26 protein-coding genes and 1 tRNA gene are annotated in these 24,774 nt (G+C 61.7%); 19 read left to right on the plus strand and 8 right to left on the minus strand.

Features of this window, described 5'->3' with window-relative positions; genetic code table 11:
• Positions 1–127: 127 nt before the first annotated feature.
• Genes DOM41_RS09075 through DOM41_RS09085 form a run of 3 tightly spaced genes read right to left on the minus strand, consistent with a single transcriptional unit; the run spans position 128 to position 2,164 of the window.
• Complete coding sequence (locus DOM41_RS09075; RefSeq protein ID WP_110686492.1) at positions 128–358, minus strand: DUF1653 domain-containing protein; 231 nt, start codon at positions 356–358, stop codon at positions 128–130.
• Positions 351–1,295 (minus strand): tRNA cyclic N6-threonylcarbamoyladenosine(37) synthase TcdA, encoded by a 945-nt coding sequence (gene tcdA / locus DOM41_RS09080; protein WP_110686493.1) that lies wholly within the window; start codon positions 1,293–1,295, stop codon positions 351–353. The genes DOM41_RS09075 and tcdA overlap by 8 nt, the downstream gene beginning before the upstream one ends.
• Positions 1,292–2,164, minus strand: coding sequence for a pseudouridine synthase (locus tag DOM41_RS09085; protein WP_110686673.1), 873 nt, complete (start codon positions 2,162–2,164; stop codon positions 1,292–1,294). The genes tcdA and DOM41_RS09085 overlap by 4 nt, the downstream gene beginning before the upstream one ends.
• A 271-nt stretch (positions 2,165–2,435) precedes the next feature.
• Here DOM41_RS09085 and DOM41_RS09090 point away from each other — a divergent pair, with 271 nt between their 5' ends.
• Together DOM41_RS09090 and DOM41_RS09095 are read left to right on the plus strand one after the other, a co-directional pair.
• Positions 2,436–3,221: a hypothetical protein gene (locus tag DOM41_RS09090; RefSeq protein ID WP_110686494.1), complete on the plus strand. Its 786-nt coding sequence runs from the start codon at positions 2,436–2,438 to the stop codon at positions 3,219–3,221.
• A gap of 74 nt (positions 3,222–3,295) precedes the next feature.
• Entirely contained in the window at positions 3,296–4,012 is a 717-nt protein-coding gene (locus DOM41_RS09095) for an SIR2 family NAD-dependent protein deacylase (protein WP_110686495.1), read from the plus strand.
• A 15-nt stretch (positions 4,013–4,027) separates the two neighbouring features.
• On the opposite strand, the gene DOM41_RS09100 is transcribed toward DOM41_RS09095, so the two are convergent.
• A complete protein-coding gene (locus DOM41_RS09100; RefSeq protein ID WP_110686496.1) occupies positions 4,028–4,693 on the minus strand; it encodes an NADPH-dependent F420 reductase in 666 nt (221 codons plus the stop codon).
• Between the two features lie 127 nt (positions 4,694–4,820).
• Between DOM41_RS09100 and DOM41_RS09105 the strand changes: the two genes are divergently transcribed.
• The 13 genes from DOM41_RS09105 to DOM41_RS09165 all read left to right on the plus strand — a co-directional run bounded on the left by DOM41_RS09105 (position 4,821) and on the right by DOM41_RS09165 (position 16,385).
• Entirely contained in the window at positions 4,821–5,765 is a 945-nt protein-coding gene (locus tag DOM41_RS09105) for a LysR family transcriptional regulator (protein WP_157956896.1), read from the plus strand.
• Positions 5,766–5,892: 127 nt separating this feature from the next.
• Positions 5,893–6,855 (plus strand): bile acid:sodium symporter family protein, encoded by a 963-nt coding sequence (locus DOM41_RS09110; protein WP_110686498.1) that lies wholly within the window; start codon positions 5,893–5,895, stop codon positions 6,853–6,855.
• 90 nt (positions 6,856–6,945) lie between these two features.
• On the plus strand, positions 6,946–7,740 hold the full coding sequence (locus DOM41_RS09115; protein WP_110686499.1) for a tRNA-uridine aminocarboxypropyltransferase: 795 nt from the start codon (positions 6,946–6,948) through the stop codon (positions 7,738–7,740).
• 269 nt (positions 7,741–8,009) lie between these two features.
• Entirely contained in the window at positions 8,010–8,711 is a 702-nt protein-coding gene (locus DOM41_RS09120; protein WP_110686500.1) for a metal-binding protein ZinT, read from the plus strand.
• A gap of 132 nt (positions 8,712–8,843) precedes the next feature.
• A tRNA-Arg gene (locus tag DOM41_RS09125) sits at positions 8,844–8,920 on the plus strand.
• 164 nt (positions 8,921–9,084) lie between these two features.
• Positions 9,085–10,284: a tyrosine-type recombinase/integrase gene (locus DOM41_RS09130; RefSeq protein ID WP_110686501.1), complete on the plus strand. Its 1,200-nt coding sequence runs from the start codon at positions 9,085–9,087 to the stop codon at positions 10,282–10,284.
• A gap of 557 nt (positions 10,285–10,841) precedes the next feature.
• Positions 10,842–11,267: a helix-turn-helix transcriptional regulator gene (locus DOM41_RS09135; protein WP_245391787.1), complete on the plus strand. Its 426-nt coding sequence runs from the start codon at positions 10,842–10,844 to the stop codon at positions 11,265–11,267.
• Positions 11,264–11,524, plus strand: a complete 261-nt coding sequence (locus tag DOM41_RS09140; protein WP_110686502.1) for a hypothetical protein — start codon at positions 11,264–11,266, stop codon at positions 11,522–11,524. The genes DOM41_RS09135 and DOM41_RS09140 overlap by 4 nt, the downstream gene beginning before the upstream one ends.
• A gap of 524 nt (positions 11,525–12,048) precedes the next feature.
• Positions 12,049–12,288, plus strand: coding sequence for a hypothetical protein (locus DOM41_RS09145; protein ID WP_110686503.1), 240 nt, complete (start codon positions 12,049–12,051; stop codon positions 12,286–12,288).
• Positions 12,281–12,595, plus strand: a complete 315-nt coding sequence (locus tag DOM41_RS09150) for a hypothetical protein (RefSeq protein WP_110686504.1) — start codon at positions 12,281–12,283, stop codon at positions 12,593–12,595. Before DOM41_RS09145 ends, DOM41_RS09150 begins: the two co-directional genes overlap by 8 nt.
• On the plus strand, positions 12,588–13,634 hold the full coding sequence (locus tag DOM41_RS09155) for a toprim domain-containing protein (RefSeq protein ID WP_110686505.1): 1,047 nt from the start codon (positions 12,588–12,590) through the stop codon (positions 13,632–13,634). The genes DOM41_RS09150 and DOM41_RS09155 overlap by 8 nt, the downstream gene beginning before the upstream one ends.
• The gene (locus tag DOM41_RS09160) at positions 13,627–15,402 is read left to right on the plus strand and encodes a DUF927 domain-containing protein (protein WP_110686506.1); all 1,776 of its coding nucleotides are present in this window, start codon (positions 13,627–13,629) and stop codon (positions 15,400–15,402) included. The genes DOM41_RS09155 and DOM41_RS09160 overlap by 8 nt, the downstream gene beginning before the upstream one ends.
• A gap of 137 nt (positions 15,403–15,539) precedes the next feature.
• Entirely contained in the window at positions 15,540–16,385 is an 846-nt protein-coding gene (locus DOM41_RS09165) for a hypothetical protein (RefSeq protein WP_157956897.1), read from the plus strand.
• A 645-nt stretch (positions 16,386–17,030) separates the two neighbouring features.
• On the opposite strand, the gene DOM41_RS09170 is transcribed toward DOM41_RS09165, so the two are convergent.
• From DOM41_RS09170 to DOM41_RS09180, 3 genes are all read right to left on the minus strand, one after another.
• Positions 17,031–17,666, minus strand: a complete 636-nt coding sequence (locus tag DOM41_RS09170) for a LysE family transporter (protein WP_110686508.1) — start codon at positions 17,664–17,666, stop codon at positions 17,031–17,033.
• Positions 17,667–17,731: 65 nt separating this feature from the next.
• On the minus strand, positions 17,732–18,625 hold the full coding sequence (gene bla / locus DOM41_RS09175) for a class A beta-lactamase (protein WP_110686509.1): 894 nt from the start codon (positions 18,623–18,625) through the stop codon (positions 17,732–17,734).
• Positions 18,626–18,707: 82 nt separating this feature from the next.
• Entirely contained in the window at positions 18,708–19,241 is a 534-nt protein-coding gene (locus tag DOM41_RS09180; protein ID WP_188112379.1) for an HPP family protein, read from the minus strand.
• Positions 19,242–19,739: 498 nt separating this feature from the next.
• On the opposite strand from DOM41_RS09180, the gene DOM41_RS09190 reads away from it, so the two are divergent.
• From DOM41_RS09190 to DOM41_RS17490, 3 genes are read left to right on the plus strand one after another with little or no spacing between them, the layout of a single operon-like run.
• Positions 19,740–20,618 carry a DNA-processing protein DprA gene (locus DOM41_RS09190; RefSeq protein WP_110686511.1) on the plus strand — a complete coding sequence of 293 codons (879 nt, stop codon included), beginning with the start codon at positions 19,740–19,742 and terminating at the stop codon, positions 20,616–20,618.
• Between the two features lie 13 nt (positions 20,619–20,631).
• Positions 20,632–21,756, plus strand: a complete 1,125-nt coding sequence (locus DOM41_RS17485) for a phosphoribosyltransferase (RefSeq protein WP_157956898.1) — start codon at positions 20,632–20,634, stop codon at positions 21,754–21,756.
• Positions 21,757–21,758: 2 nt separating this feature from the next.
• A complete protein-coding gene (locus tag DOM41_RS17490) occupies positions 21,759–22,649 on the plus strand; it encodes an AbiJ-NTD4 domain-containing protein (RefSeq protein ID WP_157956899.1) in 891 nt (296 codons plus the stop codon).
• A 301-nt stretch (positions 22,650–22,950) separates the two neighbouring features.
• On the opposite strand, the gene DOM41_RS09195 is transcribed toward DOM41_RS17490, so the two are convergent.
• Complete coding sequence (locus DOM41_RS09195) at positions 22,951–23,652, minus strand: cation efflux transmembrane domain-containing protein (RefSeq protein WP_110686512.1); 702 nt, start codon at positions 23,650–23,652, stop codon at positions 22,951–22,953.
• A gap of 65 nt (positions 23,653–23,717) precedes the next feature.
• Here DOM41_RS09195 and DOM41_RS09200 point away from each other — a divergent pair, with 65 nt between their 5' ends.
• Positions 23,718–24,116 (plus strand): MerR family transcriptional regulator, encoded by a 399-nt coding sequence (locus tag DOM41_RS09200; protein WP_223160955.1) that lies wholly within the window; start codon positions 23,718–23,720, stop codon positions 24,114–24,116.
• Positions 24,117–24,774 lie beyond the last annotated feature (658 nt).

Below are 24,774 nucleotides of genomic sequence, written 5' to 3' on the forward strand. Positions count from 1 at the left end.
AACTGACGGGAAATCCAAAACTGACGGGAAATCCAAAACCGACGGGAAACCGCGAACCGCCGAAAACGCTAAAATCGCGCCGGGGACGGCATCCGTTCGTGCGCGGCGACGCCCATCGGGCCCGGCGTCAGTGAAACGCCTTCTCCAGCGCGAAGCGCGCCACCGGCTCGCCGTCGATCTCGACCTCCTCGCAGAACATGCCAAGCGGCCGTACCCAGAGGCCGTATTCACCGTAGAGCGCGCGGTAGACCACCAGCCACGCTTCGGTCTCACTGTGGCGCGCGACGTCCACGACCTCATAGAGCGCGCCTTTATAGTGGCGATAGATGCCGGGGACGGGGTGTGAACGCTCACTCATCGGGTGGGACTCCTGTCGATGTCTGCAAAGTTTCGCTGGCGGTGGCATTCCGCCGCGCCCTCTCGGCCAGCCGGGTCAGCACGCGGCTGGCCGCCGTGAAGCCGAAGTTGCCGGTGACCACGCTCACCGCACCAAAGCCCGAGGCGCAGTCGAGCCGGGTGGATTCGCCCGGGGCCGGTTTCTGCAGGCAGACCTCGCCATCCTCGCCCGGGTAGACCAGCTGCTCGTCGGAGTAGACGCACTCGACGCTGAAGCGCCGCTTGGGATTCCGCGAAAAGCCGTGATCGCGTCGCAGCTTCGAGCGCACCTTGGCAAGCAGCGGGTCGTGCTGGGTACGGGTGAGGTCCGCCACACGGATGCGCGTGGGGTCGGTCTGGCCGCCGGCGCCGCCGGTCACGGTGATCGGCAGCTTGCGGCGCTGACAATAGTGGATCAACGCGGCCTTCGCCCCCACGTGATCGATGGCATCGATGACGTGGTCGGCGTCTGCCGGGATGCGCTCGTCCAGGTTGGTCGGCGTGACGAAGGCGGCATCGGCGATCACCTGGATCCCCGGCCAGATCGCTCGACAGCGTTCGGCCAGCACCTCGACCTTGGGCCGGCCGATCTGGCCGTCGAGGGCGTGAAGCTGGCGATTGACGTTGGAGACGCAGACATCGTCAAGATCGATCAGCGTCAGCTTGCCGATGCCGGAGCGGGCCAGCGCCTCGGCGCTCCAACTACCGACGCCGCCGACGCCCACCACGACAACGTGAGCGCCGCGGAAGGCGTCGGCGGCACGCCGGCCGTAAAGACGTCGAATGCCGCCGAAGCGGAATTCGTAGTCGTCGTTCGGCGCGGTGGCCGCCTGTGTCTCCTGTACCGCCTCAGCGGCGTTCGCCGTGATGGCGGTAACGTCCTGAGGGGCGTCGTCTCTGGCGTGATCGTCGTGGGTCATGGCGTGGCGTCGAACGTGTGGGTGGCGTCAAAAGTGTGAGTGGCGTCGAGAGCCTGCGTCCCGCCGTGAGCATGAGAGGCGGCGGGAGCGTTCGGCGTCTCGGCCTCATCCGCCCAGCACCAGCCGCTGGCCGGCGCGTGGGTCTGCCAGCCGAAACGTGCCAGCAGCGCGGCAAAATGCGCATCGCAAGCGGCGCTCAGCGATAGCGAGCGACCACTCACTGGATGCGGCAGGGTCAGCTCGACCGCGGCGAGCAGCAGATGCGGGCAGTCGAAATGATCGCGGAAGTAGCGATTGTGAATGCCCTTGCCGTGCTTGGCGTCTCCGATGATCGGGTGCGCCGCGCGGGCGAGATGGCGACGAATCTGGTGCCGCCGCCCGGTCTCCGGCGTGGCTTCCATCAGCGAGTAGCGCGAGCGCGGGTAGCGGTCGACAGCGGCGTCGATCTCCACCGTCGCCAGCCGCTTCAGATGCGTCACCGCCGGCTGCGCCGGCATCTCGGCCTTGGGCCGGGTGCCGTCCTCCTCCCGCAGCGGCGCGTCCACCGTCAGCGCTTCCGGGCCCCAGCCGCGCACCACCGCCAGGTAGCGCTTGGTCGTGCGCTGACGGGTAAAGGTTTCGGTCAGCGCGGCGGCAGTCTCCGAGTCGAGCGCGAACAGCAGAACGCCCCCGGTGGGGCGGTCGAGCCGGTGCACCGGATAGACGTGGCGGCCGAGCTGGTCGCGCAGCGTCTGCAGCACGAACCGCGTCTCGCCGCGGGAGAGCGCCGTGCGGTGCACCAGCATGCCCGGCGGCTTCACCACCGCCACCAGAGACTCGTCCTGGTAGATCACCTCGAGAGTCGAGGCGTTGAAGAGGCAGTCACTCATGGCATGGCGGACGACAATGTTGAACGGGCCGCTATTGTCGAGGCGGCGAGCATCGACCACAAGCGTTACTTAACCGGCTAGCTGTCGGCATGGCGAGCGTAATAGACACTCGGCAAGCGCTCTCTCGATGAGGAGGGAAACAGGGTGTATCGGTTGAGAATGCGTTGCCGGACAGCGGTTCACGTACGATTTTGATATTTTGACGGCCATCCACAAAGTCGTATCGAGGTTGGCCGATACGATCTCCCCTATACGGTCAAGGTTGTCATCGATGCTATTTAAGTTCACCTGGTGGGAAGCACTCCTGTTGATGGTGATTTACGCCTGGCCACTTAGCCTCCTGGTGCTGTCCATACCGGTTGCCGTTGGTGTCGCCCACTGGCGGCGCTGGTGGGGGCTATGTATCGCACTGACTGCCTTGGCGCTCATGGTCGCCGTGGCGTGGATTCCCGCGAAGGAAGCCTGGAGGAGTTATCAGAGCCATCAGCGACACAAGCACCAGGGATTGGCGATCGCCGAGGGAATGCGAGCCGATAAGGCTCAGGCCTATGCCGACTGCCTGCTGCGCTGTGATGATTACTACATTGGCCAGTGGGTCGAGAAGGGGAGTGACAGTCGCGTTGCCGCACTCAGGCAACGCGCGGCCCAGGGGTTCTTGCGCAAAGAGGGCATCGACGACATGCCGGCAGAGGCAGTTCGTACCGTGACGATGATCGCGCACGTCACCTTGGCAGAGGAGGGGCAGCCGACACAGCAGCTGGCTCACTTGCACAAAGCCATGTCCCTCGCCGAATCCTCGTCGCTGTGGGCGTGGCTCGAGACGCAAGAAATCCTACCCGGCAATCGTTACGCCTTCAAAAGCCGAGTCGACAATATTCCCTACGACATTCTCGTTGCGGAATATTCCCTCAGGAAACGCACCGACGCCAACGCGGAATTCGCGTGCGACCCGGCGCGTTTTAAAGCGTTCTACGCTCGGATCAACTCTATTCTTCGTTCGGACCCGTGTCGGACGTTGCGCCGGCATTGGCAGTACGAGCAGCGCGGGCTTCTCTAGGGGCATGACGTGTCATGTGCCACGGGCGGATCACCGATCGTTTTCCAGAATCATCGACCTACAGGAGGCGCCACATGTCTGAATCTGCGGCACGCCATCTCGTCGTACTCACCGGCGCCGGCATCAGCGCCGAGAGCGGGCTGAAGACGTTTCGCGACGGCGACGGCCTGTGGGAGAACCACCGGGTCGAGGATGTCGCCACACCGGAGGCCTGGGCTCGGGACCCGGAGACCGTGCTGCGCTTCTACGACGAGCGCCGGCGTCAGGCGCGCCAGGCCGAGCCCAACCCGGCTCACAGGGCGCTGGCCGAGCTGGAAGCGGCAGGCTTTCGCGTCAGCGTCATCACTCAGAACATCGATGACCTGCACGAGCGGGCCGGCTCCCGCGATGTGCTGCATCTACACGGCGAGATCACCCGGGCGCGCTCGTCGGCGGATGCCGAACTCCGCTACCCGGCGGGGGAGGCCATCCGTCTTGGCGATCTGTGCGATCACGGCAGCCAGCTTCGCCCGGACGTGGTCTGGTTCGGCGAGGCCGTGCCGCGCTACGCCGAGGCCTGCGATATCGTCGCCGAGGCCGACGCGCTGCTGGTGGTTGGCACCTCGTTGGCGGTGATGCCGGCGGCACTGCTGCTCGAGCAGGCGCCCCTCGGGGCGCCGTGCTGGCTGGTCGACCCGCAGGCACGGGATCTCGCCCCCGCCGGTGTCAGTCCCGTCGCCGAACCCGCGAGCCGGGGTGTGCCTGAACTCATCGCGCGATTCATCCAAGACGGCGGGTTCGGGATTGCGTAAGACCCGTTCGCTCAATCATCCGTCGTTCCAGCGCGTATCGGGCAGCGTCACGTATCGTTCTGTCGCTGCCAGCGTGCGCGCCAATGTCTGCGCATGTAGAGGGATGCAGTAGGCCGGACGAGCGCGTTCGAAGCGCCAGCCCTCGCTAAGTGAGCCGACGTCGACGACGTCGTAGCCGAGGGTCTCCAGCAACTGGCTAACTCTTGCTTTAGCGTTCGAGTCATCGCCAGCGATTGGCAGGGCGCGACGATCGTTCGCGTCCGGTGGTCTCGCGTCCGCCACAATGTCGCTGGCCAGTATCGCATTGACTGCCTTGACTATGGTCGCGCCCGTAAGGTGCGCCGCGAGCCGTTCGCTGGTCGTTGTCCGATGGGCATCTAGGTCCAGCTCTCTACCATCGCGTTGCGGATAGTAATTACCGGCGTCCATGACGACCTTTCCGTCGAAGACGGCGACCGGGAGCTGACCGTAGTGAGAGAAGGGAATGGCCAGCAACAGCAGGTCAGCGAATCGACAAGCTTGTTCCACCGTCCCGGTTTCTAGGCCTTCCAGTTCGGGCTGGAGGGCGCGAAGCGTCTCTGGCCCGCGTGAATTAGCGATCATCACCCGATATCCCTTAGCCAACAGCAGGCGAGACATGGCCTGACCTATGAAGCCGGCACCGACGATGCCTATGTTCATGTTGAAACCCCTTAGTGGTGAGCGAGGCCGTTTTCTCGTGGAGCGGCACCGGGTATAAGCTATCGGCAAACGTTTAGGCGATAAATCGGTCGTTTTTTGAAACACCTACAACATAAAGTGGTGAATCGTGGACAAGATCCGAGGCATGGAAGCGTTCGTCGCGACGGTGGAATCGGGGTCGTTCACGGCCGCGGGTGAACGAATCGGTCTTTCTCAACAGAGGGTCGCCAAGCGGGTCGCCGATCTCGAAGCCCACCTACAGGCGAGTCTACTGGAGCGAACCACGCGGCGGCAGCGACTAACACTGGTGGGGGAACGCTACTACCAACGGTGCCGGCAGATCCTGCAGGAGATCGACGCTGCCGAAAGTCTGCCTCGAGAGTTGGAGGCGTCTCTTAGCGGCAGCCTGTGTATCGGGGCGGCTAAAACCTTCGGCATTCACAGTCTGATGCCGTTCATCAACGACTTCATGGCACGCCATCCTAGCGTCGATGTTGAACTGAGTTTGGGCGAGCAGCGAGCTAACCTGCTCGAAGAGGGATTGGATGCCGCATTCCGGATCGGTCCCGTTGGAGACGAATCACTCATTGCGCGACCGCTTTCGCCGTATCGGCTGGTCTGCTGCGCGACCCCAGGCTATCTGCAGCGCTTCGGCGTGCCCCGGCACCCCCGCGACCTCATCGACCACCACTGTCTGGACTATCGATTTTCATCGCCCGCGACGCCCAACATCTGGGTGTTCGTGGATCGAAAGGGGCTCAGTCATCCGGTGTCAGTGAGCGCGAGGCTCCGAATCGATGAGAGTCACGCGCTGCTTCAAGCAGCGCTCGCCGGTCGAGGCATTCTCATGGCACCGGAGGTAATGGTCCGTCGCCATCTGGCGGAGGCGGCGCTCACGCCCTTGCTTGCCGACTACAGCGGGCCGACGCGGCCGGTGCATTTCATCTATCGCCCGGATCGGTACCGAACTCGTCTCATGCGAACACTGATCGAGGACGTGATGCGCTGGTTCGGCTCCGGACAGCCGGCGGCAGGTGGACGCACGGAGAAGGGCTATCCCGTAAGGTCGTGAGCCGCCTGTGCGCCACAAAGAACGTCTTTCGCTGTCTCTAGCCCTACGGCATGATGACCGGCCAAATCACACTCGAACCGATACTCAAGGCCGCGCTCGACGGCTACCCTACGCCAGGATTCATACCATGTTCGAACGCATCAACCGGCTCTTTCCCGTCTGGGCCGTGCTGCTCGCGGCCATCGCCGCTTTCCAACCCCAGCTCTTCGTCGGCCTGAAGGGCAGTATCCAGACGCTGCTGATCGTGATCATGTTCGCCATGGGCCTGACACTGACCCGTGAAGACTTCGCCCGCGTGATCAAATCACCCAAGCCCATCGCGGTCGGGGTGGTTCTGCAGTTCCTGCTGATGCCGGTGGCGGCGCTGCTGGTCTCCCGCGCGCTCGACCTCAGCCCGGAGCTCACCACCGGCATGGTGCTGGTGGGTGCGACGGCAGGCGGCACCTCGTCGAACGTGATGGCGTGGCTCGCCGGTGGGCACGTGGCGCTGTCGGTCACCATGACCATGGTCTCCACGCTGATCTCGGTAGTGGCGACGCCGTTTCTGACCTGGCTGATCGTCGGCCAGAGCATCGACGTGCCGGTGCTGGGCATGCTCTTCAGCATCGCCAAGCTGGTCATTGCGCCGATCGCGCTCGGTGTCATCGTCCATCACCTGCTGGGCGCGCAGATTCGGCGGATCGAGCCGGCGCTGGCGACGCTCGCCATGGCGGCCATCGTCGTGATCATCGCCATCGTGGTCGCGCTCAACGCCGGTAACCTCGCGACCCTTGGCCCGATCGTCGCGCTGGCGGTGATCGCCCACAACGGTATCGGCCTGGCCGGCGGCTACTGGGCGAGTCGCGCGCTCGGCTTCGACGTTCGCACCGCGCGCACCATCGCCTTCGAGGTCGGCCTGCAGAACTCCGGGCTGGCCGTGACCCTCGCCAATCAGTTCTTCACGGCCGGTGCGGCGCTGCCCGGTGCGCTCTTCTCGGTCTGGCACAACGTCTCAGGCTCGCTGCTGGCGGGCTACTGGAAGCGTCGCGGTGTGACCGATGCCACTGGCGACGGTACCCGTGGCGTGAGCGGTGATCGTCACGGCGGCTGATTGCACCAAATCCTAACCTTAATTCGGCCTTTAGACGGCGGAGCGCGATGCTAGAATGCCTTCCGTTTTCCGATCAGAGAGCCGAACGCGATGCGCGACGACGCCGACACCCTTCACGAGGCCTGCGCCAGCTGGGACTCGCTTCCGGAGACCGTCACGCCGATTGGCCTGGGCGCGGTCGACAACCCCCCGCGGCGCGAGTTCAAGGCCCGAGGCAGCTTCGTCGAGCGTTGCGACGGCTGCCGACTGCCGGCGCTCAACTGCCTCTGTCCGTTTCGCGTGACCGCCACCAGTGATGCGCAGATCTGGCTGCTGACGCATCCGCTGGAGCACAACAAGCCGACCAATACCGGCCGGCTGATTGGCGACGTGCTGTCGACCACCGAGACGTTCAACTGGCACCGCACAGCGCCGGACGAGCGGCTGCTCGCCCGGCTTGCCGATCGCCGCTACGTGCCATTCGTCGTCTTTCCCGACGACCAGCCGGACTATCAACACCGGGTGGTCGACGAGCGGGCGGTGACCAGCGCCAAGCAGGACGGCTTCATTCCCGTCTTCATTCTGATCGACGGCACCTGGCGTCAGGCACGACGGATCTTTCGCCGTAGCCCCTATCTCGATGGGCTGCCGGTCCTGCCGCTGCACACCCAGCGGCTGACCCGGTACCGGCTGCGCAAGCCGGCCTCCGCGGCGCATCTGTGCACCGCCGAAGTCGCCGCCGAGCTGCTGCGCAATACCGGCGACAGGCTGGCCGGCGACGTGCTCGATGACTACTTCGACGCCTTCAACGACAGCTACGCCGCCAGCCGGCGTCACGGCAAGCTGGAGGCGCCAACCCCTGCCATGCAGCGTCTGCTGGCACGTCGCGCCGACGGTACCCGCTAAGCCGGCGTGCGCCGCTGACCGCCCCCGGAGCGACGACGGCGCTGGCGTCGTCGTTCCGCCTTTCTGTTTCTGCCGTTGTCATCCCCGCGAGGTTCACGGGCGATGTTATCGATTGCCTTAATGTTATGTTATAACGTATGTTCTGACGGTCGAGCGTCAGCCGCTCAACGTCAGTCGTTCAACACGCGACGTTCAACGTAAGGCACCTGGGGGCTGACGCCGTCGTTCGGTATTCATCCGAGCCAACAGTCGAAAAAGGGATTGATTTCATGAAAGCGACCACCGCGCGCCACGCCGCCACCTTCGCCGTCGGCCTGCTGACGATGGCCAGCTACGGCTCTGTCATGGCCGACGATAACCACAGCCACGGGGATCACGATCACGCCCATGAGTCATCGCACGGCCACGACCACGACGCTCACGGCCACTCGCATGACGACGATATCTATCACGGTCACTTCGAGGACAGCCAGGTCGAAGCGCGGGCACTGAGCGACTGGGCAGGGGACTGGCAGTCCGTCTATCCCTACCTGCAGGACGGCACCCTCGATGAGGTGTTCGCCCACAAGGCAGAGGAGGGCGACAAGACCGCCGCCGAGTACAAGTCCTACTACGACACCGGCTATCGCACCGACGTCGAGCGCATCACCATCGATGACGGCGAGGTCACCTTTTACCGGGGCGACGATAGCTATGGCGGCGAGTATGTTGCCGACGGCTACGAGATTCTGACCTACAAGGCCGGCAATCGGGGCGTTCGCTATATCTTCGAGCGTGAATCCGGGGACGACGAAGCGCCCGAGTACATCCAGTTCAGCGATCACACCATCGCGCCGACCGACGCTGGCCACTATCACCTTTACATGGGTGACGATCGCGCCGCGCTGCTCGAAGAGGTGACGAACTGGCCGACCTACTACCCGGCCGACCTCGATGGGGAAGAAGTCGCCGCGGAGATGATGGCTCACTAAGCCGACGCTACGGGGAAGGCGCGTTACCGGAAAGACGAACGGGAACAGCGACTTCCCTCTCTGTCGATGGGCACTTCGACGCGATTGGCTCTCGCGCCGAAGCCCCGAACGATGTTATCGTTTGCGCCGTGCGCCCGAGTGGCTCAACTGGATAGAGCAACGGCCTTCGAAGCCGTGGGTTGCAGGTTCGAGTCCTGCCTCGGGCGCCAGATCGACTTCCTAAACGTTCCTAGATGTTCCGATAAGACGCTGAAACGGTTAGATTTTTAGAGAATTTCCTTCCTCGCTGTTCCTCATTATTCCTACTCAATCTGGCATACAAACGGTATAGTTTTTGGCCTACTGCCTGTTCGAATAGGGTCGCTATACCTGCATGCCGCTAACTGCCCGGAAAATCGAGACAACCAAGCCAGTGGACAAGGTGATAACCCTATCCGATGGTTCGGGACTAGAACTCAGGATCACGCCCAACGGTAAGCGTGGCTGGCGTTTCCGCTACGTCCGTCCCGACGGCTCTCGACGTCGCAACATGATCAGCCTGGGCGTCTATCCGACCATCACGCTCGCCAGGGCGCGAGAGCTTGCGCTGGACATCCGCCGCCAACTCGCTGACGGCATCGACCCAGGTGAACACCGCAAAGCCGAGAGAGAGCAGCAGGAGAACCCGCACGCCCATACCCTCCGCGTCATCGCCGAGGAATGGCACGCCGGTAAGGCCCAGCAGTGGAAGGCGTCATCGCGGCGGACGCAAGGAAGCTGGGCAGCGCTCGAGCGCCACGTTTTTCCCTTCGTCGGTGATAAGGGGCTCGATGACATCACGCCCATGGACTGGCTCGAATTGCTGCGCAGGCTTGAGCAGCAGGGCAAGCACGAGCAGAAACGGAAGGTTCATTTCTTCTGCCGAGACATCTACCGCCTCGCCGTGGTGACGGGGAGGGCGAAGAACAACCCGCTCAACGATCTGGGCGTGGCGCTGGTGCGTGGCAAGTCCAAGAATATGGCTCACCTCGACGCCGATGAACTGCCAGAGCTGGTGCGAGCCATCGAGGTTTACACGGGTAACGAGCTGGTGAAGCACGGCCTCAAGCTGCTGTTGTTGACGGCGGTGCGACCTGGCGAGCTAAGGCTTGCCGAGTGGAAGGAATTCGACTTCGACCGAGCCGTCTGGACGATCCCTGCCGACCGCATGAAGATGGGCCGGCAGCATCGTGTGCCACTGCCGCGCCAGGCGATGGACACCTTGCGCCAGATGCAGCCCATCTCCGGCCACTATCCGCACCTGTTCCCCAGCCGTAACGACGCCAGCAAGATCATGTCGAACATGACGTTCAGCATGGCGCTGAAGCGAATGGGATTCGAGGGCCGCCACGTCCCTCACGGCACACGTCACACCGTTGCGACGGGTCTGAAGGAAGCGGGCTATCCGGGCGAGTGGATTGAGATGCAGCTATCCCACAAGCTGCCGGGCATTCAAGGCGTCTATACCCACGCCGAGCACATGGCTGTCGAGCAGCGTCCGGCGATGATGCAGTTCTGGGCGGACAAGCTTTATCCCCAGACCACAGAGCTTTGACGTGCGGGGATTTGGTGGGAAGTGCCCGGACTGCAAGTTTTGGATGCTTACCCAAGGCAATTGGCGAACATCCGAAATGCAACGAGTCGCTATCGTTCAATGCCCCCTATGCGACCGTCGGTTTCGTTTCAAAGTCACCTTGCGACGGCTTAGAGCGTACCGGAAGAAATCAGAAGGCAACTCGCCACGGCCCACGGACGCAATCGATCGTCAGCCAAGGCCCCGTCGTATGTCTTTGGGGCGAACGAAAGACGAGATGGACTCCGATACTTTTGGGTTAGGTGAGGCTTGCCCGAAGTGCCATTCCTACATGTTCATTCGTACCAGCCGGCTGATTGCTGGAAATCACAAGATTTTCTATCTCGCCTGCACCGCGTCGGGATGTGATGGGAGCCTGCGTGCCGATGTACGTACTTCCCCCATGCCAGACCTATCGCACTTTTTTTGGCCAAAGCAACCGACCTCTGTTCATCGGTTGATTAGATCTTTGCGCTAATCCTCATTCCCTCATCGATTATCGACTTTTCCTCAGTGGGCTAGCAGGGAATGACACACCAATGTTGTATTCCGTTGTAGAACGGCAGTTCTACAACGCCAGCCGCTCGAAGCGCTTTCCTCACCTCGTCATGCTGTCCGTGTTCTACGAGGCAACGCCCGGACATACCAAGACAGTCAGCGAGGAACCCATGGCCAACGCCCCATCGACAACCGCCCCTTACCGCCGGGTCGAGCGTATCGAGCTCGGCAACCGCCTACTGCGCCGCCGCGATGTAGAGCTCAAGACCGGCAAGAGCCGATCCGCGATCTATGCCGGCGTGAGCAACGGCACCTTCCCGGCGCCGGTACCCATCGGCGACAAGAGCGTCGCCTGGCTCGAGGAGGAGGTGGATAGCTGGATCGCCGCCAGACTCGCCGAGCGCAACCGCACGCTGAACACCGGCAAGATCCAACACTTCGCCACCGCCCAGGAGGCCCGCCCATGAAACGCTTCACGCTCACCGTGGGCGGTCAATCGCTCCAGTTCACCGAGCAGGACATCCCGGCACTCGACGAGGCGCTGAACGTCGCCACCAACCGCGCCGGGCGCGAAGTGGTCCGCCACAGTGAGGGCGGCACCCGCGTGGCGGTGCTGATGGAGCGCGCCGGCAGCGGCGGCAAGCATTCGGCGCTACCGCGCGATCCCAACACGGTCCTGATGCGCGATCAGCGTCGCGGCCCGCCCGTCGAGACCGACTGCTAGACCGCCCGCCGCACCCGCAACACCCACCGATAGCGAATCATCCAGCCGCTCGGCGCTCGCGCCGAGGGGAATAGGGAGGCTTTGTGCCCAACAAACGCGAAAACCCCGGTCAGCGTGGGGCTGCCGGGGCTCTCGAAGACACTCAATGCACGCTCGATCCTAGCAAATTCCGGGGCGCTGTCACGCCCGGCGTGGCGCCGTTTTTCCACGGGGTCGGGCTATCGATTCACGTATCCAACGCCGGGGAAGGCTTGCGCGTTCCTGAGCGCTCCGCTTACGATGCTCGCGTCGCGGCAAAATCCGCGACCGGGTTTGGCGACCCGAGCTTATCTAGGCGCAGTAGCGCCAACACTCTTGCAGGCGCTTTTTTTGTGCCCGTGAGAAGTGGTTATGGCGGGCTGTGTGGGGAGACCTACGGGTCTGCCGGTTTCCTAGATAGCCGGTTCGCCAACCCTGCACAGTCCGCCCCCAGTCTGTTTGGCGACAGCCGGGGCGGTTCCAGGATTTATCTAGGAGCCACACCCATGGCAGAACACGCCACAAGTGCGTCCGCACGATCCGTCATTCCCCCGCACCAGATCGCCACCGCCGTCATTGGCGCCAAGCTGATCGCCTTTCGCGTCAACCGCCGTCCCGACCAGCTCGCCCATTTGCTGGGCATGACCCGCATGGCCGCCGAACTCGGCGCGATCACCCCGGACGAGCGCCAGCAGTTCCTCGCCGATCTCGACGCCCTGATGGCCGAGGGGGTGACCCATGGCTAAGCGCCTCGAGGATGCCAACTGCCTGACCGAGACCGAGTGTCTGTTGATCGATCCCCGCACCGACCGCGAGACGCTGCTGGATAACGCGGAGATGCGTCTGGATGCGATCAAGGATCTGATGTTCACCCTCTCGACCATGAACGGGCGGGACAACGATCTGACATCGGTGGATCTGTCGAACCTGGCCATGGTGTCGCGACTCCTCGTCGGTGATGCCTCCGATCTACTGGTGGCGGCACGTCAGCAAGACCTACACGCCCGGGCGGCGTCGCGGCGCCAGACGACGCCGGGAGGTGGCCATGTCTGAGGTCATCGCCAAGATTCAGCGCGTGTCCCGCGCCTCGCTCGCCCATGCCGAAACCCTCACCCGCGAATGGCTGCCCCAGGGCAGCCGTCAGGGGAGCGAATGGGTCGCCCGCAACGTCGCCCGGGGCGACCGGGCCAGCGGCTCCTTTGGGGTGTCGCTGGTCAGCGGCAAGTGGAACGACTTCGCCGACCGTAGCGCCCACGGCGGCGATCTGGTGTCGCTCTACAGCTACCTGCACGGCTGTCGCCAGGTCGACGCCGCCATGGCGATCGATCGCCGGTTGGGGCTGGGCGTGTTCCGCTGGGGCGCGGCGCCGGCGGCGGCGCAGCCAACCCCCTCGCTCGCCAGTGAGGCGGCGCATCGCCAACGCCTCGAGGCGCACGCCGCCGAGCGCGAGAACGCTCGCCAGGAAGCGGCGTCTCGAGCGCAAGCCGCGTGGGCCGCCGCCAAGCCGGCGCCCTCGACGCATCCCTACCTGATGAGCCGGGGTGTCCCGGCTTATGGTCTGCGTCAGTGCCGGCGCGGGTGGCTGCTGGTGCCGCTGCTGGCCGGTGGCGAGTTGGTCAATCTCCAGTGGATCACCCCCAACGGCAAGAAGCGCTTTCTCAAGGGGGGCCAGGTCCAGGGCGCCCATGCGGCGCTGGGCGAGCCCGTCGCGGGCGGGCGGCTGTTCGTCTGCGAAGGCTGGGCGACCGGGGCGACGCTCTATCGCCTCACCGGCGACCCGGTGGTCTGCGCCATGAACGCCGGCAACCTGCGCGCCGTCGCCGAGACCATGCGCGGCGTCCTGAATGGCTCGCTCGATCTGGTCATCGCCGGCGACGACGATCGCCAGACGGCGGGCAACCCCGGGCGCCAGGCGGCCAACGATGCCGCCCTCGCCGTGGGCGCGATGGTGCTCTATCCCAAGTGGCCCGACGGCTGCCCCGGCGATCTCACCGACTTCAACGACCTGTATCGCTGGCACCGCGCCAGACTCGACGAAGCGGCCCGCGCCGACTCTGGGCAGGCGGGCAGCGTGGGAGGTGGCCATGAGTGAGTCACAGCCCCACCTCACCGTGGTCGGCGAACCCGCCGCGCCGGAGCGCATTAGCGTCGACCGACCGGGTTACGAGGTCTACGCCGGTCCCACCACCGTCGACGGGCGCGTCTACCGCGCCGGCGTCTGGTATCACGGCAGCAAGCAAACGAGCCCGGACGAGCCGGGCCAGCCGTTCGACCTGTGGGTCTGTGGACCGGTCCACGTCATCGCCGAGACCGTGGATAGCGACGACGGCAGCATTGGGCGGCTACTGCGCTTCCAGCACCGGGGGCGCGAGTGCGAATGCGTCATCCCCATGGAAGCGCTCGCCGGGAAGGGCGAAGACGTGTTGAAGACGCTGATGCGCCAAGGGCTGGTGGTCGAGTATCACCACCGCAAGCACGTCCCGGCCTACATCGCCAGCCACCACACGCCGGCGCTGGTGCTGGATACCGTGACGCGGCCCGGCTGGCACGACCGCAGCGGCGCCTTCGTGCTGCCGCATCGCATCATCGGCAGCGACCAGGTGCGCTTCCACAGCTCGGGACGGGAGGCGCGCATCTTCGACACGCTCGGCAGCCTCGAGGGCTGGCAGGAGGAGATCGCCACGCCATGTCTGGGCAATCCGGTCCTGATCCTTTCGGTGTGCTGCGCGCTGGCCGGGCCGCTGCTCAAGAAGGTCGGCGTCAACGGTGGCGGCGTGCATCTGGTCGGCGACTCCTCGAGCGGTAAATCGCTCGCCCAGGACATCGCCGCGACGGTGTGGGGGCCGGCGGACCGCTTCAAAGTCTCCTGGGACATGTCCGGCGGCGGCGTCGAGATCGAGGCTTCCTCGCGCAACGACACGGTGATGATCAACGACGAGATGAGCCGGGCGAGCCCCAAGCAGATCCAGGGCCACGCCTACGCCATCGCCAACGGGACCGGCAAGGGCACCATGACTCGGGAGCGGGAAGGCCGGCCCAAGAACTACTGGCGCCTGCTCGCGCTCTCTAGCGGCGAGCGATCGCTGGCCGATCACGCCGCCATGGGCGGCAGCACCGCCCACGCCGGCGCCGAGCTGCGCATGGTCGACATCAACGCCGGCACCCGCCGTTACCGCGCCTTCGACGACGTGCATGGCACCAGCGGCGAAGCCTTCCACCGCACCCTGACCGGCGCACTGGGGCGCCACTATGGCCATGCCGGCCCGGCGCTGGTCGAGCGCTTGCTCGAGGACGGCATCGCCGACGGCTTGGCCTGGCGCTTCGGCGAGATCCGCCGCGCCTTCGACGTGACCAGCTCGCAAGCCGGGCGCGTGGCGGACCGCTTCGCGGTGATGGCACTCGCCGGCGAGCTGGCCAGCGAAAGCGGCATCCTGCCCTGGCCGGCGGGCACCGCCACCGACGGCTGCCGGCAGCTCTTCGCGGAGTGGCTGGCCACCATCGGCGACGGCAACGCCGAGGATCGCCAGATCCTCGCCGCGCTCTCCGACTTCATCGCCCTGCACGGCGATAGCCGCTTCTCGAGCATTCACGCCCAGATCGCCGATACCGGCGTTCGCCAGCGCGCCGGTTACTACGAGATCGAGGGCGACAAGCGCTTCTATCTGTTCAACCGCGCCGCGCTGACCGAGGCCGCCGAGGGCTACAGCCGCGCCCGCATCCTGCGCACGCTCGGCGATCACGACGTCCTCGCCCGCATGGACGAGGGGCGCAAGCAGAAGAAATACCGCCTGCCAGGGGGCGGCATGGGTCGCTTCTTCGTTATCGATCCCGACCGCCTCGACCCGGAGGGCGGTACCTGATGCGACCCGACAACGCCCCGCACGTCCATGACGTGCCGATCGACACGGCCCCAAGCCACACACACCCGGGCGGTATGACTACCGCCCGGCAGCCAGCCGACGCCAACGCCACCACCGCGCCCCAGGAGCGAGCCCGCATGACCACGCCAACCGAGAACAGCCAGGACACCCAAACCCCGACGCAACCGATTGGAGAGAGCGCCGACATGACCCAGCCTCGTCACATGATCGCCCACGACCAGAAGCGCACGGCCTACCTGACCAAACGCGACACGCTTAAGACCCTGACCGATCGTCTCGAGCGCTATCGCAAGGGCGCCGCCGCTGCCCGTGAAGAGGCCGACACCAGCGACAAGCGGTGGCGCGAACTGCTGCGCGAGAACCACGGCGACGTCACCAAGGAGATCCGGCAGCTAAAGCGAGCCGTGGGCGACAATCGCGAGACGGCCGAGGAACTGGAAACCATGGCCACCGAACTGACCGGGGAGTACGAAGCCCGTCAGGTCGAGGTGATCGCGGCGCGCAGGGCGTATCGGGATGCTCGGCAAGCGGCCTGGGATACCGAGGTCGAGAACGAATTCGATCACGCCCTGGCGGCGGTGACCGCCACACCCGAAGGCCAGCGCCTGCTGTCCGCCATGCGGCTGATGCAGCGCAAGAGCGAGCGCGACGTGATGGTCGATCCGGCCTATGGCGATGACCAGTACAGCGGCCTGCCTGCCGACGCACGCCGCCGCGTGGATGCCGAGGTCGAACGGCGCTTCCCGCGCCGGCTGGCCGACGGGCTGGCGAAGCAGGAGCAAGCCCAGGGGATCGATGCCCCGGCACAGCTCCATAGCCTCGACGCGCTACAGCCGGTAGCCGAACTCGCCTGCGAGCAGGGCTACACCGGACCCAAGACGGCTGGCCAGCTGGACATGGCCAACCGCCGCCGGCAGATCGACGCCGCCGAAGGCAACGCGAGCGAGCATCGCCGCGCCTAGCGCCCCGGCCCTGCCTGACCCAACGAACAGCCCCGCCACGTGCGGGGCTTTTTGCGTGGCGCGCCAGCCATCGCCCGGCGCCTGGGAATGGCTCAGCGCGGCGACCCAATCACGAACCCCTTTCGCTCGCCAGGAAAGAGGGATTTGCCTAATCCTACGATTCCGGCAGTCGGCACGCTCGGCGCGTCGATCAGGAACATCTAGGCAACTTCTCACAGGAACCTGAAAAAAAGTGGGAACACCGGGAACAGTGGGAACACCGCGCTACAACCCGCATGGTTGAGCGGTTCCCTTGTTCCCACTAGTGAGTGTGTAAACGGGAACAAGTGGGTACAACAATGGGTACGGGCCTCGCTCCCCCTCGATCGAAGGCGATTCTGTTCCCACTGTTCCCAAAACGGGGAACGGTGTACCCACGCTGTAACCCGCATGGTTGAGCCTTGTTCCCGGTGTTCCCACTGTTCCCACTCAAAAATCACGTGTGTGAATATGTGCTCTGAGAGGGTGAGGTGTCAGAGGCATGTGATATGCACAATCGAGCGCCGAACACTTCACCCCCTGGCGAGCGAATGGGGTGAGGTATCCACGACGTCGGCATCGGCCAGCAAGATCGGGCCGACGACTAGGCGATGGGTAGACAAGCCATCAGCGATGTGACGTGGCCAGCGCACCACCGGCTGCCACGAACAGCCCGCCTGTGGTGCGATTGAAGAGCCGCACGCGGCGCGAGGTGCCGAACCAGCGGCTTACAGTTGAGCCAAGCGAGGCATAGGTGGTCATCGTCGCCAGGTCGACCGCTAGCCACGTCAGCGCCAATATCGCGAACTGCGACCACTGGGGCTGCCCCAGGTCGATGAAATTGGGGAAGAGGGCGCCGAAGAACAGAAGATCCTTGGGGTTGCTGATCCCGACTATGAAGCCCTTGGCGAACAGACGCCGCGCCGAGCGAATGCTTGCCGTGGAGAGCGCCGCCGCCTCAGGTGCTGCCATTGGCTCGGCGGGAGCGAGCCACGCCTGTACCCCGAGATAGACCAGATACACCGCCCCCACCGCCTTCAACAAGACGAAGGCGGTTTCCGAGGTGGCGAGGATCGCCCCCAGCCCCAGCGACGAAAGCGCCATAAGCGCTAGCGACGCCAGCGCACCGCCTACCACGGTTGCCAGCGCTCGCCGGCGCCCGTGTCGTAGGCCGTAGCTCATGCAGAGAAGGGCCACCGGTCCCGGGAAGAGAATCAGGGCGGTGATGACGCCGAGATAGGTAAGCCAGACGGCGGGGTCCATCGCATTTTGTCCTTACGTCGAGTGTTCGGAGTGGGGCGGCGGTGTCGAGGCTCATGCCGAGCGGTTCACACGTCGGCAGCGAGTCGGCCAATCTCGGCGATCACGTCGTCCCGCTGTGTCTTGCTGGCTTCCGGCAGGTAGGTATACGCCACGGCGATCACCGCACCGCGATCCCCCGGCCAGGCGATGCCGATATCGTTGGCGTTGCCCACCCCGTTGGTGCCGGTCTTCTCGCCGATCAGCCAACCGGCGGGCATGCCAGCGCGCAGACGGGCGTCTCCCGTCTTGCCCGCGATCATCCAGGCGGCGAGCTGATGACGAGACGCCGACGATAGCGCATCGTCCATCAGCAGCGCGCGCAGCGTCTGCATCATCGCCAGCGGCGTAGTGGTGTCGCGCTCGTCGCTCTCGTGGTCGTGCTCGTTGAGCTCGGGCTCCATCCGGTCCAGGCGGGTCGTCTCGTCGCCAATACCGCGCAGGAAGGCCGTGATGCGTTCCGGGCCGCCGGCGCTCTCGACTAGCAAGTTCGCGGCGGCGTTGTCGCTCCACGCGACCGCTGCCTGGCAAAGCTGGGCGACTGTCATGCCCGGGCTGCCAAGGTGCTGTTCCGTGATCGGCGTCCAGCCGCCGAGATCTGACTGGCTGACCTCGATGCGCCGGTCCAGCGACTCGTCGCCGCTATCGACCCGCGCTAACACTGCCGCCGCGATGAAAAACTTGCCCGTACTGTTGAACAGAAACCGCTCGTCGCCGCGGTGACTCGCGACCGCGCCAGTGGCCACGTTCATCAGTGCGACGCCGACGCGTCCGCCGTGACACTCCTCGAGCGCTTCCAGCTCGCGCTTGACACTGCTGCCAGTTGCGGCGCTCGGCTTGTTGGCAAAACCGGGAAGCGCGGTCAGTGCCAGCGGAAGTAGGGCGGTCGCAGTTAGCAGCTTGCGTCGGTCGATCAATGGCATGGGGCTCACGGCTCTTGTCGGGAAAATATCGAACCTAGCCCGAAACGACGGCAATGGGTAGACGCCGAACGTCGCCGCTAGACTAGAGCCAGTGCTGCGGATACCGCCGATGCCGCGCCAGATTGTTGATCAGCACCGCCACCACCAGCATCAGCAGGCAGCCGGCGCCGACCGGGAAGAACGCATAGGCCCAGCCTAATTCGTGCAGTTCGCCCGAGCCGATCACCGCGATCAGCGCCGTGGCCCCGCCCGGCGGGTGGAGCGTGTGGGTCAACTGCATGATAAGAATGGAAGTAGAGACCGCCACCGCCGCCGCAATCCAGGTATCGCCCAGAAGCGACCAGGTGGCAAAGCCACAGAGCGCTGACAGCACGTTACCGCCGAGCACGTTGCGCGGCTGCGCCAGCGGGCTTTCCGGCGCCGCGTAGAGCAGCACCGACGTCGCCCCGAACGATCCCACCATTAGCAGCGGATGAGCCTCGATCGACTGCGAACTGATCCAGCCGACCCCAGCCATACCTAGGAACGCACCGATCCACGACCAGAGCGCATCGCGCCAGCACGGCGTGCCCCGGGAGACCGGCGCCCCCTTCATCTTCCCCAGGTAGTTCTTCACGACGCCTCCGCGATGGTCGATCAAAAGGATCGCGGATAGTGCCACCGGCAAGCGTCGCGCTGAAATAACGGATGGCTATGGACTTAGGTAGCCCGCTAGGCTGAATAAAGGGGAAAAGCGGAGGTGATGGGCTTATGGGCTGCGCGCTCGAGATATCCGCCCACTGTGGCCAGTTGCTGGTCGCTCGAGCGCTGCTCCCCGCCGGCGCGCTGTCGACTCCCCGCCCCGCCTGCGCGCTAAATGCGTCGGTTTTGATGCAGCGTTGTATAGGGCGTCAGGCCGCGCCGGTGCTGGGGTGGAGAAGCGATTTGGCTCTATGAAAAACAGTGCGGAATGATGCACTTTGAAATACTTGGGTGCGACATGACCGGCTGCCGTTGGACACCGGATATAGGTATGCGATAGTGCTGCAAAGCTAGGTTCTTGAGCATTCCTGCACAGGCCTGTTGAGAAAAGATTTTTCAAAAGTCGACGAGGAACGGCCACGAAGGTCGACACATGGATGAACCTATGGAATTGGATGCTGATAGAGAGAGGGTGCTTCAAGCTGCCGCTTACGAGGCGTTGTGGCTACGTGAAAAAGCTAGCTTCAAATATTTCTCTGACTTAAGAAGGTCCGGCGCGACATCTGATCTCAAAGACCTAGTGTCAGATGGCGAGCTCTATCATTCGGAAAAAGAATTGAGTGGTTACTTGTCAGGAGAGTTTGGCGAGTTAGTAAATATAAAGCTAATTAGTGATGCTGATTATCCTAACAACCTTCTCGACGCAGTTAATCCGATCAATCTGTTTTACAGTATAGGCGATTGGCAACTTTGTTCTTGTGCTAAGAAAGTGTCGATCATCGGTTCGCGAAGTGTATCTTTTGATGGTCTGCAAAGAGCCCATCGATTAACAAAAATTCTAGTAGAAAATGGGTTTGTGGTTATTTCCGGGCTGGCTCGTGGAGTGGACAGTATTGCTCATGAAGCAGCTATGCATTACGGGGGAAGGACGATAGGCGTAATTGGTACTCCAATCTTAGACTATTATCCAAAAGAAAATTGGAAATTGCAAAACAAGGTTGCGAGAAATCACCTTTTAATTAGTCAAGTACCGGCTCTGAGGTATAAAAGCCAAGACTTTAAGCTTAACAGACACTTTTTTCCGGAGCGTAACGCTACGATGTCCGCAATAGCAGACGCTACGGTCATAATCGAGGCAAGTGATAAGTCTGGAACATTAACACAAGCTAAGCATGCGATAGCGCAGGGGCGTAAGCTTTTTATACTAAATAGCTGTTTTGAGAAAGATGGGGCCCTATGGCCATGGGATCTTTTAAAGAAAGGGGCTGTTAGAGTCAAGAGTCCTTCAGACATACTAAGTTATTTTTCCTAAATTAGGGGGCGATATGAGTATTCTTCTAACCTCGCCGAGCGCGCTTAAAATTGGCAGTACTATAAGCGACGATTTAGTCAGTACGCTCGTGCATTACTCTAAAAGACTGCCCGTTCATATCGTTTCCAATAAAGATGAGCCTGATTGGTTTAGCGAATGCTTCGAAGGAACAAAAGTTACGTTCGTGAAAGCTGTGGGTCGCCAAAATGGAGATGTTATTAAGCAAGCGGCTGATTATTACCAAATAGACGTCCAAAATGTCTTGGTATTGAGCTCTAGTCCTGAAGACGTTCAGATGAGTAAAAATGGCGGCGCTGTGATGATAATGGCGGGCTGGAGCAGAGACCCTAAAATCTCGAAATGGGGTATTAAGGTTGATAGCCCTCAAGACCTATCGACTATAGTTGATTTGGCAGTCGAATGGTCCGGTGACTGGTGGTATACATCGCCTGATGGGGATTATGCTATTTATGCGCTGGCTAACTTGTCGGGAAAAGGGGTTGACGAATCTCAGCAACGCTTCGCAGGAGACCTAACTCGGTTAGTTAAACAGGGTGGAGCTCAGCTCAACGCACTCTTAACAGTGATGGCGCGTTCCTGTCTTTCAGAATTCTCATCTCTTGATGACCAGTTGTGGGGTGTTTATCCATCGTCGAACAGTACTAATAAAGATCAAGAGGTGTTGAGCGAATTTGTCCATCGGCTCCGTACTACAGTGTCTAGAAAAAGATTGGCCTCGCAAGGGAATCCATTGTTTATAAGGCATAGCCAGTCTTCAAAAAGATCATATGGGCAAGGTGGAAGTCGAATAGATCCTAAAGAGCAAATAGAAACATTGCATATCAATCCCTTTTACAGGGGAAAAGTTTCAAACAAGGATGTTATTGTTGTGGATGACTGCGCAACTTATGGTCTATCTTTTGGCGTTGCTTCCGCTTTCTTGAAAGCCGCAGGCGCGAAGACAGTTTCTTGTGTGGCTCTGGGAAAAATTGGGAACTGTCTCAAAGAATATGATATTACCATCAATTCTGATCCTTTTTTGCCGGTTTCGGCGCGAGGTTATAGCTATAAGCGCCATTGGAATTGCGTTGGCGTATCACACGGGGAAAGTAATGAATTTCTACGAGGGTTCTTTTGATAATGAGAGGGCCTAGATTTTCGTCACGATTTGTTTCTAACTCATCTCATTCGTCGATTATAAAAGATGCCCCTAGAGCTACCAGAGTAGGATTTGTAAAAGGCGTGCTTGCTGAGTATTTGAAGCCACAAAGTAGCATGTTCGGTGTTAAGAGCGAAGGTTTCGATATTTATGATGTCCATTTGAAATTTATTGCTTTGATTAGAGATGAAAGCGAGCCTTGGGAATATGATGATCGAGATGCCTGGGACGGTCTAAAATATCATTTGCTCGAATGTGAATGGTTAGAGTTTTACGATTTTGTTGAGTTTTTTGGCCATTTAATGGCTGAGCGAGAAAAGACGAATCCATTTGGAGCGTTTGGCGCTTTTGAAGCTTATAGAGGGTCTGTTAACTCTCTTCTGATCGAAGATAATATTGGTTGGAGTTTATCAGAGGATTCTCAGCTAACTAGGGTTGTCTATAAGTCTTTGCAGGATAAAATATCTTCTGTAAAGCAGAACTTGGATGATGATTATGAGAATGCGCGTGAGCATTACAGGAAAGCGCTGGCATATCTTCACCGCCATCCAGTGGATGAAGCAAATTCCATAAAAGAGGTGGTTGCATCGATTGAAAGCGTTGCAAGAGTGTTATTTCCAAAAGCCAAAACCTTAGGGGATGCTCTAAAGCTATTTCGTCAAAATGAAACAATGCCTCGATTTCTCATAAACTCCTTGGAGCAGGTAAGCACTTACGCTAACGCAACGCCATTAGTTCGGCATGGCCACACGAATGGCACCCGACCCAGCCTTGAGGATGCAGAGCTAGTGCTGGCTTTGGGCACCGCATTTGTGCTCTATCTCACTGAAAAGAATAAAGCAAGTTCCCATGATTCCATTCGCGATGAATAGTTGGAAGAATAGACCAGGCATACTACGTGGTATAGGGTTTCACATCCTCTCCGGTTTCTGCTTTTAATATCAGTAATTTATGGCGTTTTTGTGGTCCTGCCTCGGGCGCCATTTTTTCAACGCCGGTCTTGTCTTGGTCGGCGTTAGCAGTCCCTCCTCAAGTCGCTCTCTCACTGGAAAGTCGCATCCTCCTTAGAAAGTCGCTCTCTTCCTAGAAAGTTGCACCCTCGCTCGACAGTCGCTCTCTCCCTGGAAAGTCGCACCTTCCCTCGATCGACCTCATGACATTACCCATGGCGCTTCAGTCACAGCATGACGTCTTTGACTCACAGCAAGACCCTGCGGCCGTCTCCTGCTGAGAAGGCGCGGTGCCTTCGAACGCTTCCGCCCCTGTTCGCCGCCATTCGACAATGGCCTCGGTTGATATCTGCCACGCTGAATGGAGAAAGAGCGCAGCGATGGCCAGGCCCACGATCACATCGGGCCACAGCGTGTCGGTGATCGCCACGGCCACCGCCGCCAGCACCACGCTGGTGTTCGCGATGAGATCGTTGCGCGAGCAGATCCAGGTCGAGCGCATATTGAGATCGGCCGAGCGGTAACGAAGCAGCATGACAAAGCAGACCGCGTTGGCCGCCAGCGCCACGATGCCCGCGATCCCCATCGCGCCAGCCTCGGGGACGGTGCCCCACAGGCTTTTATGGATCGCCTGCGCAATGACCGCCAAACCGAAGACGAGCATGAACAGGCCCTTGATGAGTGCCGCGCCGGCTCGCGTTCGACCGCTTCGGTCCAGCGCATAGAGCGTCAAGGCGTAAACGGTGGCGTCGCCGAACATGTCGAGCGAGTCCGCGAGTAGCGCCGTCGATCCGATGAGCCAACCCGCCAGGCTCTCGATCAGGAACATCGAGCCGTTGATACCCAGCACCCAATACAGCACCCGAGCCTGCGCCCCCCGCAGTTGCGCCAGCTCCCCAGCCTTGTTCTCGCAGCAGGAATCCATAGCGATGCCTCCCTGGGTGATGGCCTGCTAGCATGAAGGTTCTAGCCACTATAAGGTCAAGCATCATGAGCGGGCAGATCACCATCGGTCGGCTTGCCAAGGCAACCGACACGAAAGCCGTCACCATCCGCTATTACGAAAGCGCGGGGCTCATCTCGCCGGTCAACAGAACGCAGGGTGGCTACCGGCTGTATACGGATCGCGAGAAGGATCGACTGCTCTTCATCAAGCGCGCCCGGCAACTGGGGTTGAGTCTGGAAGACGTGAAATCGTTGCTCGGGCTTGCCGATGACGAGAACGCGCCGTGTGAGCAGGTCGACTCGATCATTCACGAACAGCTAGAGCGCGTTAGGTCGCGAGTTCGGGACTTGCTGAAGCTGGAGCAGGAGCTCGGCCGCCTCGAACGGGGCTGCAAGGCGGAGACGATAGGCGAGTGCAAGATCATCGAATCGCTGTCGCGCTGACGCTGGGGAGTCGGTGGCCACGTCCTGTGTCCACCATCCTCTCTCTGTCTCGCCACCACCCCTATCTCGCCACCACCCCTATCTCGCCACCATCCCTATCTCGCCACCACCTGCTGGCGCGCTTTCCCGCGCGCCGCCTGCCCGCCAGGCGATGTCTGAAAAGTACCTGCGTTCGACCCTCACGCCGTTAACCCTTGGCGCCAGACGCTCAGTGACACCCGGTAACCGCCACGCTTTGTCCTTTTATGCGTTTTTAGGACGTCGCTCGTCGATTGTTCAGGCAGTGCCTCAATGGCTCAGACAGGGTGCCGCGTTGCAGGCGGCACCAAGCCGCGCTCTCAGTGGGGCGGTGGCTGCGTGTCAGGCAACACGACGCGGGAGGGGGTATTCGTCAGCTCATCGACGAAAGGCGGGGTGACGTGGGATAGATAAAGGGGATGGAATGTGGCAAACGGTGTTATTGGGAACGCTTGAGAAGTCCACTGGGCTTTGCACCCGAGGGCATGCAGGCAAGGGCCGTGGGCTCATTGACCCGTGCACCCTCGTTCCAGTGAGACAACGTGCCCGCTATCGAAACTCGGTTAAGTCGACGTAGGAATATTCGAAACGTAAGAATATTCGAAACGTACGAGCATCCCCAATGGATCAACATCCCAAA

Origin of the sequence: Salinicola aestuarinus, assembly GCF_003206645.1 — a bacterium.
GTDB lineage: Bacteria > Pseudomonadota > Gammaproteobacteria > Pseudomonadales > Halomonadaceae > Salinicola > Salinicola aestuarinus.

What these genes read in the sequence shown, in the direction of transcription:
- DOM41_RS09075 (WP_110686492.1), bottom strand. Translation starts at nt 358, where the DNA reads ATGAGTGAGCGTTCACACCCCGTCCCCGGCATCTATCGCCACTATAAA.
- tcdA (WP_110686493.1), bottom strand. Translation starts at nt 1,295, where the DNA reads ATGACCCACGACGATCACGCCAGAGACGACGCCCCTCAGGACGTTACC.
- DOM41_RS09085 (WP_110686673.1), bottom strand. Translation starts at nt 2,164, where the DNA reads ATGAGTGACTGCCTCTTCAACGCCTCGACTCTCGAGGTGATCTACCAG.
- DOM41_RS09090 (WP_110686494.1), top strand. Translation starts at nt 2,436, where the DNA reads ATGCTATTTAAGTTCACCTGGTGGGAAGCACTCCTGTTGATGGTGATT.
- DOM41_RS09095 (WP_110686495.1), top strand. Translation starts at nt 3,296, where the DNA reads ATGTCTGAATCTGCGGCACGCCATCTCGTCGTACTCACCGGCGCCGGC.
- DOM41_RS09100 (WP_110686496.1), bottom strand. Translation starts at nt 4,693, where the DNA reads ATGAACATAGGCATCGTCGGTGCCGGCTTCATAGGTCAGGCCATGTCT.
- DOM41_RS09110 (WP_110686498.1), top strand. Translation starts at nt 5,893, where the DNA reads ATGTTCGAACGCATCAACCGGCTCTTTCCCGTCTGGGCCGTGCTGCTC.
- DOM41_RS09115 (WP_110686499.1), top strand. Translation starts at nt 6,946, where the DNA reads ATGCGCGACGACGCCGACACCCTTCACGAGGCCTGCGCCAGCTGGGAC.
- DOM41_RS09120 (WP_110686500.1), top strand. Translation starts at nt 8,010, where the DNA reads ATGAAAGCGACCACCGCGCGCCACGCCGCCACCTTCGCCGTCGGCCTG.
- DOM41_RS09130 (WP_110686501.1), top strand. Translation starts at nt 9,085, where the DNA reads ATGCCGCTAACTGCCCGGAAAATCGAGACAACCAAGCCAGTGGACAAG.
- DOM41_RS09135 (WP_245391787.1), top strand. Translation starts at nt 10,842, where the DNA reads ATGTTGTATTCCGTTGTAGAACGGCAGTTCTACAACGCCAGCCGCTCG.
- DOM41_RS09140 (WP_110686502.1), top strand. Translation starts at nt 11,264, where the DNA reads ATGAAACGCTTCACGCTCACCGTGGGCGGTCAATCGCTCCAGTTCACC.
- DOM41_RS09145 (WP_110686503.1), top strand. Translation starts at nt 12,049, where the DNA reads ATGGCAGAACACGCCACAAGTGCGTCCGCACGATCCGTCATTCCCCCG.
- DOM41_RS09150 (WP_110686504.1), top strand. Translation starts at nt 12,281, where the DNA reads ATGGCTAAGCGCCTCGAGGATGCCAACTGCCTGACCGAGACCGAGTGT.
- DOM41_RS09155 (WP_110686505.1), top strand. Translation starts at nt 12,588, where the DNA reads ATGTCTGAGGTCATCGCCAAGATTCAGCGCGTGTCCCGCGCCTCGCTC.
- DOM41_RS09160 (WP_110686506.1), top strand. Translation starts at nt 13,627, where the DNA reads ATGAGTGAGTCACAGCCCCACCTCACCGTGGTCGGCGAACCCGCCGCG.
- DOM41_RS09165 (WP_157956897.1), top strand. Translation starts at nt 15,540, where the DNA reads ATGACCACGCCAACCGAGAACAGCCAGGACACCCAAACCCCGACGCAA.
- DOM41_RS09170 (WP_110686508.1), bottom strand. Translation starts at nt 17,666, where the DNA reads ATGGACCCCGCCGTCTGGCTTACCTATCTCGGCGTCATCACCGCCCTG.
- bla (WP_110686509.1), bottom strand. Translation starts at nt 18,625, where the DNA reads ATGCCATTGATCGACCGACGCAAGCTGCTAACTGCGACCGCCCTACTT.
- DOM41_RS09190 (WP_110686511.1), top strand. Translation starts at nt 19,740, where the DNA reads ATGGATGAACCTATGGAATTGGATGCTGATAGAGAGAGGGTGCTTCAA.
- DOM41_RS17485 (WP_157956898.1), top strand. Translation starts at nt 20,632, where the DNA reads ATGAGTATTCTTCTAACCTCGCCGAGCGCGCTTAAAATTGGCAGTACT.
- DOM41_RS17490 (WP_157956899.1), top strand. Translation starts at nt 21,759, where the DNA reads ATGAGAGGGCCTAGATTTTCGTCACGATTTGTTTCTAACTCATCTCAT.
- DOM41_RS09195 (WP_110686512.1), bottom strand. Translation starts at nt 23,652, where the DNA reads ATGGATTCCTGCTGCGAGAACAAGGCTGGGGAGCTGGCGCAACTGCGG.
- DOM41_RS09200 (WP_223160955.1), top strand. Translation starts at nt 23,718, where the DNA reads ATGAGCGGGCAGATCACCATCGGTCGGCTTGCCAAGGCAACCGACACG.